At 42.1% G+C, this 9521-nt stretch carries 10 protein-coding genes; 7 read left to right on the top strand and 3 right to left on the bottom strand.

The window, feature by feature from the left end; all coding sequences use genetic code 11:
* Positions 1–297: 297 nt before the first annotated feature.
* Positions 298–999 carry a DUF4145 domain-containing protein gene (locus tag FTU64_RS08000; RefSeq protein WP_180055340.1) on the top strand — a complete coding sequence of 234 codons (702 nt, stop codon included), beginning with the start codon at positions 298–300 and terminating at the stop codon, positions 997–999.
* A gap of 51 nt (positions 1000–1050) precedes the next feature.
* Here the strand turns inward: FTU64_RS08000 and gatB are convergent, their stop codons facing one another.
* The 3 genes from gatB to gatC are packed head-to-tail and all read right to left on the bottom strand — an operon-like array spanning position 1051 to position 4370.
* Positions 1051–2526, bottom strand: a complete 1476-nt coding sequence (gene gatB / locus FTU64_RS07995; protein ID WP_180059536.1) for an Asp-tRNA(Asn)/Glu-tRNA(Gln) amidotransferase subunit GatB — start codon at positions 2524–2526, stop codon at positions 1051–1053.
* A complete protein-coding gene (gene gatA, locus FTU64_RS07990) occupies positions 2526–4004 on the bottom strand; it encodes an Asp-tRNA(Asn)/Glu-tRNA(Gln) amidotransferase subunit GatA (protein ID WP_180059535.1) in 1479 nt (492 codons plus the stop codon). The genes gatB and gatA overlap by 1 nt, the downstream gene beginning before the upstream one ends.
* 51 nt (positions 4005–4055) lie before the next feature.
* A complete protein-coding gene (gatC, locus tag FTU64_RS07985) occupies positions 4056–4370 on the bottom strand; it encodes an Asp-tRNA(Asn)/Glu-tRNA(Gln) amidotransferase subunit GatC (protein ID WP_078189985.1) in 315 nt (104 codons plus the stop codon).
* 133 nt (positions 4371–4503) lie between these two features.
* Here gatC and FTU64_RS07980 point away from each other — a divergent pair, with 133 nt between their 5' ends.
* The 6 genes from FTU64_RS07980 to FTU64_RS07955 all read left to right on the top strand — a co-directional run bounded on the left by FTU64_RS07980 (position 4504) and on the right by FTU64_RS07955 (position 9269).
* The gene (locus FTU64_RS07980; protein ID WP_086178633.1) at positions 4504–5550 is read left to right on the top strand and encodes a rod shape-determining protein; all 1047 of its coding nucleotides are present in this window, start codon (positions 4504–4506) and stop codon (positions 5548–5550) included.
* 16 nt (positions 5551–5566) lie between these two features.
* Complete coding sequence (gene mreC / locus FTU64_RS07975; protein ID WP_078189984.1) at positions 5567–6424, top strand: rod shape-determining protein MreC; 858 nt, start codon at positions 5567–5569, stop codon at positions 6422–6424.
* The gene (mreD, locus tag FTU64_RS07970) at positions 6411–6902 is read left to right on the top strand and encodes a rod shape-determining protein MreD (RefSeq protein WP_180004304.1); all 492 of its coding nucleotides are present in this window, start codon (positions 6411–6413) and stop codon (positions 6900–6902) included. The genes mreC and mreD overlap by 14 nt, the downstream gene beginning before the upstream one ends.
* Positions 6890–7456 (top strand): Maf-like protein, encoded by a 567-nt coding sequence (locus FTU64_RS07965; RefSeq protein ID WP_168379037.1) that lies wholly within the window; start codon positions 6890–6892, stop codon positions 7454–7456. Before mreD ends, FTU64_RS07965 begins: the two co-directional genes overlap by 13 nt.
* 42 nt (positions 7457–7498) lie before the next feature.
* Positions 7499–8953: a ribonuclease G gene (gene rng / locus FTU64_RS07960; protein WP_078189981.1), complete on the top strand. Its 1455-nt coding sequence runs from the start codon at positions 7499–7501 to the stop codon at positions 8951–8953.
* 142 nt (positions 8954–9095) lie between these two features.
* Positions 9096–9269 carry a PA1571 family protein gene (locus FTU64_RS07955; protein ID WP_168379036.1) on the top strand — a complete coding sequence of 58 codons (174 nt, stop codon included), beginning with the start codon at positions 9096–9098 and terminating at the stop codon, positions 9267–9269.
* Positions 9270–9521: the final 252 nt, after the last annotated feature.

Genomic DNA, 9521 nt, shown 5'->3' with positions numbered 1-9521 from the left:
ATGGCTTTTATGGCTTCAGCTTTAAATTCTGCGGTGTAAGTCTTCTGTTTCTTGCTCATGGTAAACTCCTAATGAGTATGTATAGTTTACCAAGTTAAACCCTCCTGTTTTTTAAGCACACATCAGTCCTAAGTCTTTGAGTTTGACGATGGAAAATATTTAGTAGGCGTTTATGTATTTAGTGGTAATTATTTAAAGAAAAATTTCTTTAAATTTTTCAAAGTAATAATAGTTTTAAAACTTACAGATTTGTATGTAAACTTGTTAAATAAAGAAAAACTAATGTTAGTATAAGTTATGAAAATACCAGAACAATCTAAAACTATTCTTGATCAAAATAGTTTCAAATGTCCTCATTGTGGGGCTTTTTCACATATGAAGTGGGAAAATTTATTTTTTATTTCATATGATGAAAATGGTTTAGAACACAATATTCCAACTAGAGTTCATCAAGCAAACTGTGCATCATGTAGTCAAAATAATATTTGGTATAATCAAAAAGTTGGAAGCAATTTTCTTAGTCTTATTCCAAGACCTAGTCAGGACTCCGACTTAGTGAGATTATTTCCAATACAAGAAATAAGCAATCAAGATATTCCTGATTATTCACCTGATATGCCAAATGATGTAAAGGTATTATATAAAGAAGCGGCTTTGATCTTTGAATTGTCACCACGTTCTGCTGCGGCTTTAATACGTTTAGCATTGGAAAAATTATGCGAGCATTTAGGTGTTAAAAAGAAGAATATTAAAGAGTCAATTGAAGAGTTGGCAAAACAACAAATTATTCCATTAAGAGTTGCACAAGCTGCTGATAATATTAGATTGATTGGAAATGCAAATGTACATCCAGGGATTATTGGTGATGAAGTTTTAGAAGATATTAATCCTGCTATTTTTACTTATATTAATTTAATAGTGGATTATGCTATTACAAAGCCGAAAGAAATTGAAGAAATTAATTCTTTATTTCCTGAGCAAAAAAGAGCTTCATTATAGGTTTAAAAAACCCGCTCTAAAGCGGGTTTTTTATTTCAAAATCAATTGGTATTAACCAATCAATTTCTTCATCAATTCATTTACTTGCGCAGGGTTTGCTTTACCTTTTGCTGCTTTCATCACTTGACCAACAAGACCGTTAAAGGCTTTCTCTTTACCAGATTTATACTCTTCAACCATCTTCTCGTTAGCAGCAAGTACGTCTTTAATAATCGCTTCAATCGCGCCTGTATCAGTTTCCTGTTTCAAGCCTTTTTCAGCAATAATCTCGTCCGCAGTTTTGCCTTCTTCCCACATAAAGCCGAACACTTGTTTCGCAATTTTGCCATTAATTGTGTTGTCCACAATACGTGCAATCATGCCGCCAAGTTTTTCCGCAGATACAGGAGAGTCATGAAGCTCTAAGCCCGCTTTGTTTAAAGCGCCTGAGAATTCGCCCATCACCCAGTTCGCAGCAACTTTGCCTTGTGCAGCACCGCCCGCAGCTTTTACCACGTCTTCATAAAACTCTGACATTTCACGAGTAAGCGTAAGCACGTGAGCATCGTACTCAGTTACACCAAAGTCAGCCACAAAGCGCGCACGGCGTGCAGCAGGAAGCTCAGGAAGGGCAGCACGTGCCGCTTCAATTTGCGCATCTGCAATCACAACAGGCAACAAGTCAGGGTCTGGGAAGTAGCGGTAATCGTTCGCTTCTTCTTTAGAACGCATAGAACGCGTTTCCATCTTCACAGGGTCGAACAAACGTGTTTCTTGGTCGATGGTGCCGTCCCATTCCAAGATTTCCATTTGACGTTCAATTTCAACATTGATCGCTTGCTCAATGAAACGGAATGAGTTGAGGTTTTTCAATTCACAACGTGTACCGAAAGGTTGACCCGGACGGCGCAGTGACACGTTACAGTCGGCACGGAACGAACCTTCTGCCATGTTACCGTCAGAAATACCTAACCAGCGAACTAGCGTGTGAATCGCTTTAATGTAGGCAACCGCTTCTTCAACCGAACGCATATCGGGTTCAGAGACAATCTCAAGTAAAGGTGTGCCTGCACGGTTTAAATCGATACCAGATTGACCTTCAAATTGGTCATGGATCGATTTACCAGCATCTTCTTCAAGGTGCGCACGTGTTACGCCAATGCGCTTAACCGTACCATCTTCAAGTTGAATGTCGATATGACCCAAGCCCACAATCGGGTTGTCCATTTGGCTGATTTGGTAGCCTTTTGGAGAGTCAGGGTAGAAATAGTTTTTACGTGCAAATACAGAAGCTTGGTCGATGTAAGCATCGATACCCAAACCAAAGCGAATTGCAAGATCAACCACTTCTTTGTTGAGTACAGGCAATACGCCCGGCATTGCAAGGTCAACTAGGCTCGCTTGCGTATTTGGGTCTTGACCAAACGTAGTCGATGAACCTGAGAAAATTTTGGTATTGGTTGCAAGCTGAGTGTGAATCTCGATACCAATCACCACTTCCCAACCATCAATCAGGTTAGATTTTGGTTTCGCAGCGTTTTTAGCCATTATGCATTCTCCTCAGCAATTGCAGCGCGTTGTGTATGCCAATCGGTTGCTTGTTGGTACTGATGCACCACAGACAACAATTGAGACTCTGACCAGTAATTACCAATCAGCTGTAAGCCAACAGGCAAATTGTCTTTGTCAAAACCAACAGGCGCGTTAATCGCAGGCAGACCTGCCAAGTTCACTGCGATGGTGTAGATGTCACCTAAGTACATTTCTACAGGAGACAGGTTTGCACCAATCTTATATGCAGTCGTTGGTGCAGCAGGAGCCGCAATCACGTCTACAGATTCAAATGCTTTTAAGAAGTCTTGTTGAATTAAACGACGTACTTTTTGCGCTTTCACATAATAAGCATCGTAGTAACCGGCAGAAAGCGCGTAAGTACCAATCAAAATACGTTGCTGAACTTCTTTACCAAAACCTTCAGAACGTGAACGTTTGTACAAGTCCATTAAGTCCACAGGATTTTCACAGCGATAACCATAACGTACACCATCAAAACGCTGTAAGTTTGAAGATGCTTCAGCAGGAGCAATCAGGTAGTAAGTTGGAACATAAGCATCCGTCATGGTGAGATCAATCTCAACCAATGTTGCGCCCATTTCTTCTAACTTTTTCAGTGATTCTTCAACGCGTGCTTTGACGTTTGCATCTAAACCAGCAACATTAAAGTACTGCTTAGGAATACCAATGCGTAAACCTTTTACAGAAGTGCCGTTTAAGTTTGCTACGTAGTTATCTACGTCTTTTTCAACAGAAGTTGAATCTTTCGCATCATGACCTGCCATCACGTTCATGAGGTAAGCACAGTCTTCAGCCGAACGTGCCATTGGGCCGCCTTGGTCTAAAGATGATGCATACGCGATCATACCGAAACGAGAAACACGACCGTAAGTCGGTTTAAGACCAGTCAAACCACAGAAAGACGCAGGCTGACGGATTGAACCGCCTGTATCTGTACCTGTTGCAAATGGAGCAAGATCAGCTGCTACAGCCGCAGCAGAACCGCCTGAAGAACCACCCGGAACATGGTTTAAGTTCCAAGGGTTAGCCGTAGCGCCATAAAATGAATTTTCAGAGGTCGAACCCATGGCGAATTCATCCATGTTCACTTTACCTAAAGTGACAAGGCCCGCAGCTTTACCTTTCGCTACAACGGTCGCGTCGTAAGGAGAGATAAAATTGTCCAGCATTTTAGAACCAGCAGTGGTTTTAATGCCTTGGGTACAGAAAATATCTTTATGTGCAATTGGTACACCGGTCAACGCAGTTGCATTGCCTGATTTAATTGCAGCATCAGCCGCATCTGCTTGCGCAAGTGCTTGTTCAGCTGTCACGGTCACGTATGACTTGACTTGAGCATCGATTTTTTCAATGCGTTTTAAATAGTGTTCAGTCAATTCGCGTGAAGAAAATTTAGCGCCAGCCAAACCTTCAGACAATTCACGAATTGATAAGCGATGTAAATCTGTCATGAGAAATATTTCTTTACGTTTAATTTGAAAAAATGTTGATCTGAATAAAAATTATTCAATCACACGCGGAACAAGGTACAAGCCATCCTGTACGGCAGGAGCAACTGCTTGATATGCTTCGCGATGATTGGTCTCAGATACCACGTCTTCACGTAAGGGCTGTGGATTGTCGAATGGACTTTTTAGTGGTTCAACACCGTCAGTATCGATGCCTTTCAGGGTTTCCATCATGCCTAAAATTTTATTTAAACTTTGAGCATAGTCAGCAGATTGCGCTTCATCTAGCGACAATCGAGCCAGATGGGCAATCGCTGAAACTGTTTGTGCATTTAGATCTGCAGAATGCTGTGCATCCGATGTAGACATAACATTACCTAATCAGTATTAAAAAAATTCAAAATATCGTGGCTTATAATAAGCGATTGACTTGTTCAAATCATCACATTTAGTTAAAGTTGCCACCTTGCGTCCATATAAAAGTTTAACTGAGAACGTCCCCGTGATTCTAAAACGACTAATTGGCTTGTTTTCGCCGGATCTTGCCATTGATTTAGGCACTGCAAATACACTTATTTATGCGCCAGGACGAGGCATTATATTAAATGAACCGACGGTGGTGGCAATTCGCCACAGTGGTTCACAAAAAATCGTTGCCGCAGTAGGTCTTGACGCGAAGCAAATGCTAGGTCGTACACCTGCAAATATTTCTGCGATTCGCCCAATGAAAGATGGTGTGATTGCAGATTTTGAAGTCACTGAAACGATGTTGAATCAATTCATTGGCAAAGTGCACGAAAAACGTTTGTTCCCACCTGCACCGCGTGTCGTGGTGTGTGTGCCATGTAAATCGACGTTGGTGGAACGCCGTGCAATCCGTGAAGCTGTATACAATGCAGGTGCACGTGAAGTTCGCTTAATTGAAGAGCCAATGGCTGCTGCAATTGGTGCAGGTATGCCTGTTGAGCAAGCTTGTGGTTCGATGGTTGTCGATGTTGGTGGTGGTACAACTGAAATCGCGATCATTTCACTTCAAGGTTGTGTCTATGCAGACTCACTACGTATCGGTGGTGATGTATTTGATGAACAAATCATTAATTACGTGCGTAAAGCACATGGTTGTGTGATTGGTGAAACCACTGCAGAAAACATCAAAAAAGAAGTTGGTATGGCGCTTCCAGAAGAAGGTGCAAAACCTTTGGAAATCGAAGTCCGTGGTCGGAACTTGGCTGAAGGTGTACCTCGTGCGATTACCGTAACTTCTGATGAAGTGACTCAAGCGATTTCTGATCCACTGCAAAACATTGTGGCTGCGGTTAAATCTGCACTAGAGCAAACGCCACCTGAGTTGTCTTCAGACATCGCAGAACGCGGTATTGTGTTGACTGGTGGCGGTGCATTACTTCGCAATCTTGATAAGCTTCTTGCAAAAGAAACAGGGCTTCCTGTGGTCGTTGCAGAAGATCCACTATCTTGTGTTACACGTGGTGGCGGTAAGGTTCTCGAATTCTTCGATAACCCAAATCATGATATGTTATTTGTAGGCTAAGAAAAGGACTCGGCGGGTGCAAACGCAACTGTTTTCAAGACAACCGCCATCTTTTCGCTCATTTATCATTGCGGTGATTACATGCTTGGTGGTGCTTTTCTTTGATTGGCGCATGCCACATGTAATTCAACCGGCCAGAGACGTCTTGTATGCGGCATATAATCCAATTTATGCACTTGCAAGCTATCCAGTGTTATCGCGAGAATGGCTGAATCAACAAACCAAGTCTGAAGCTCAATTACGTCGTGAAAATACCGCGATGCAAGCAGAGTTAATTCAGGCTCAAGTCCGTTTACAGAAACTTTCTGAACTTTCTGCTGAAAATACTCGACTGCGTGGACTACTCGATACACCACTCATTATTGATGGTCGTATGGAGATTGCCGAAGTCATTGGTACCGATGCTGATCCCTTACGTCATATTATTGTGATTAACCGTGGAGCCAGCAGTCAGCTTAAAGTGGGACAAACTGTACTAGATGACAAGGGCATTATGGGGCAAATTATCAATGTTTACCCGCATAGTAGCCGTGTCATGTTGCTCTCAGACAAAGAGCACTCTTTATCCGTGCGTATGGAGCATACCGGTATGCGTGCAATCGTTACGGGTACAGGTGACTTAGGTCGACTTAAGATGGAATACGTGCCAACCAGTGCGAATATCAAAGTCGGTGAAAAAGTCTATAGCTCAGGGCTAGGGGCACATTTCCCAGCGGGTTATTTGGTGGGGACAGTCTCGAAAGTCAGTCGTCACAATAGCGGTGAATTTGCCCAAATTGATATCAATCCTGCTGCCCAATTGGCAGGTGGTCATCATGTGGTTGTGCTATTTTCCGATTCTTTAGCGATGGAGCAACCGCATGTCACTCGCTAAGCTTAGTCGTCATACAGAGCGCGACCCATTATTTCCGATTATCTTTTCCATCATTTTGGCATCCGTGCTGATGGTGTATCCGCTTTCTTATGACCTATCGGGTTGGCGCCCATTATTCATGATGATGATCATGCTATTTTGGGTACTCTGTCAGCCGACATGGTGCGGTGTTTGGTTTGCATTTGCCACAGGTCTCTTTACGGACTTGTTGACTGATGCGCCTTTTGGCATGAACGCACTGAGTTTTGTTGTCATTGCATTTGTGACACGCTTTTTGACCCGTGAACGCCGTATCCTCACATTTGGTAATTTATGGATTATTGCTGCAATGGCAATTTTCGCGCATTTACTGTTTGTGTGGATTGTTCAAGTGATGGGTGGGGCACAGTTTTCATTTGCCCGCCATTGGCAGCCAATTGTTACTAGCTTAATCATTTGGCCAATCATGTATTACTTCTTGAGAAAATGGCGCATATAATTTTAGCTTCGAGTTCTCCTCGACGACGCGAACTATTGCAACAATTAGGTCTGGAATTTGAAATTTTCAGTCCAGATATTGATGAGTCCGTGTTGGAAGGAGAACCTGTAGCGGATTATGTAGAGCGTTTAGCACGTGCTAAAGCTTGCGCAGTACAACAACAATTCCCTGATGCTATTGTTATTGCCGCCGATACCAGTTTAGGCGTTGATGAGCACATTTTAGGAAAACCAGCGTCGAAAGCACATGCTTTTTCTATGTGGGAAATGATCTCTGGACGAAAACATGATGTGTTTTCAGGTGTTTGTGTCAGTACAAAAGATCAAATATACAGTATAGTAGTGCGCACACAGGTTGAATTTCAAACGCTGAGTCTAGCTGACATGGAAAGTTATTGGGCAACAGGTGAACCAATCGGCAAGGCGGGAGCCTACGCCATTCAAGGAATTGCTGCGCGCTATATTCCTTGTATTGAAGGGAGCTACAGCAATGTCGTTGGGCTGCCTTTGCATGAAACCGTACAGTTATTACAGACAGTTAAGGCATTAAATTAACTGCTGCAACACAAGAATTTTTATAATGTTTTGAGTTTTGATATGTCTGACGAGTTGTTGATTAACGTCACACCGATGGAATGTCGGGTGGCGTTGATTCAAAACGGTACGGTCAATGAATTATTTGTTGAGCGCACCGTGAAGCGTGGGTTAGTGGGCAATATTTATAAAGGGAAAGTTGTTCGCGTGCTTCCGGGTATGCAGGCTGCTTTTATTGATATTGGATTGTCGAGAACGGCTTTTTTACATATCAATGATATGGTCTGGCAGCGCAATCAACCAACCCCGAATGTTTTTGAGCTGTTACAACCAGGGCAAGTACTCACCGTACAAGTCATGAAAGATATGTTGGGTACCAAAGGTGCACGACTATCAACTGATCTTTCTATTCCTTCTCGTTACCTTGTTTTAATGCCATATGGCAGTCATACCGGTGTTTCTCAGCGCATTGAGTCTGAAGAAGAACGAGATCGCTTGCGTAGCATGATTGAACGCATTCAAAAGGAACACAACTTACCGGGTTCAGTCATCGTTCGTACTGCTGCCGAAGGTATTCCTGAATGTGAAATTGCGCAGGACATGGCCTATTTAGCAAAACTGTGGGAATACATTCAACGTAAACAACGCAGTATTGTCGTACCTTCTTTGATTTTTGAAGAGCTACCTTTACCTCAACGCGTCATCCGTGATTTGGCCAATGAAGATACGTCTAAAATTCAGGTCGACTCACGCGAAGTGCATGGCAAATTGCAAGAGTTTGTCCAAGAATTTGTACCGAGTATGCAAAATCGCTTACTGCATTATCCGGGTGAGCGTCCAATTTTTGACTTGTACAATGTCGAAGAGGATATTCAGAAAGCCTTACAGACACGTGTAGCACTTAAGTCTGGCGGCTACCTGATGATCGATCAAACTGAAGCGATGACCACGATTGATGTCAATACTGGCTCCTACGTTGGTGGTCGTTCGCTTGAAGACACTGTGTTTAAAACCAATATGGAAGCCACACAGGTCATTGCACGTCAGCTCCGACTACGTAACTTGGGCGGGATTATCATTATTGACTTCATTGATATGCAAGAAGCACATCATCGTGAAGAAGTGATGAGCCAGTTTGAGAAAATGCTTGAGCGCGATCATGCTAAAACCAAGATCACTCAAGTGTCTGAGCTGGGTTTGGTGGAAATGACTCGGAAACGCACCCGTGAATCTTTAGAGCATCTCCTTTGTGATTCTTGCCCGACCTGTCAGGGGCGTGGTTATGTGAAAACGGCTGAAACAGTTTGCTATGAAATTTTCCGTGAAATCTTGAGATATGCACGTGCTTATGAGTCACAAAGTGGTTTTACCGTGGTGGCACATCCGTCGGTGATTGACCGATTGTTAACTGCTGAAGCACCTGCGGTAGCTGATTTAGAGCACTTTATTAGCCGTGTGATCAAGTTCCAAGTGGAAAATTTATATACGCAAGAGCAATACGATATCATTCTGAGCTGAAATTGTAACAGAATATCGTTAAACACTTGTTACAACTGAGATTTTACTTTTGAACTGTTATTTTGAATACTAGACACATCAAATAGCCAAAGCCATTTTCCTGCATTGGACTTGAAAATGGCTTAGCAAAAAGAGGTGTACTATGGGTGTTAGTAAAACAGTAATGAAAAGTGGTCTTAAAACTGTTGTTGAAGCAAAAGCGATCCATTCAGGTTATATCGTGGATGAGCGTGGTAATGAGGTTCAAATTACAGCGTCTATGATTCGTTCTGCTTGTCATCAGTTACTTAAACAGTGCCGAGCAATTAAAGCTTAAATATTGAAATATAAATAATGTAATCCAGAGGGTTAAAGTGCTAACGCGCAATTCTAAAATATTTAATGCGCTAAAATTTTATAAATAATGGAAAATAAACTTAATTATCAGTTCGTATCTACAAGTCATAATTAAACAATAGCAACGGATTTGTTCACCTAAATTTTAGCTTATACACATAAATTGCTCCAAAAAATCAATCAAAGTTCAAATACTAAAAACCCGTCTAGATTGTTCAATTTAGACGGGTTT

The sequence above is a fragment of the Acinetobacter sp. YH12128 genome, assembly GCF_013418655.1.
Classification (GTDB): Bacteria; Pseudomonadota; Gammaproteobacteria; order Pseudomonadales; family Moraxellaceae; genus Acinetobacter; species Acinetobacter amyesii.
Note: the sequence above shows the minus strand (reverse complement) of the source record. Positions and strands in the feature narration are given on the sequence as shown.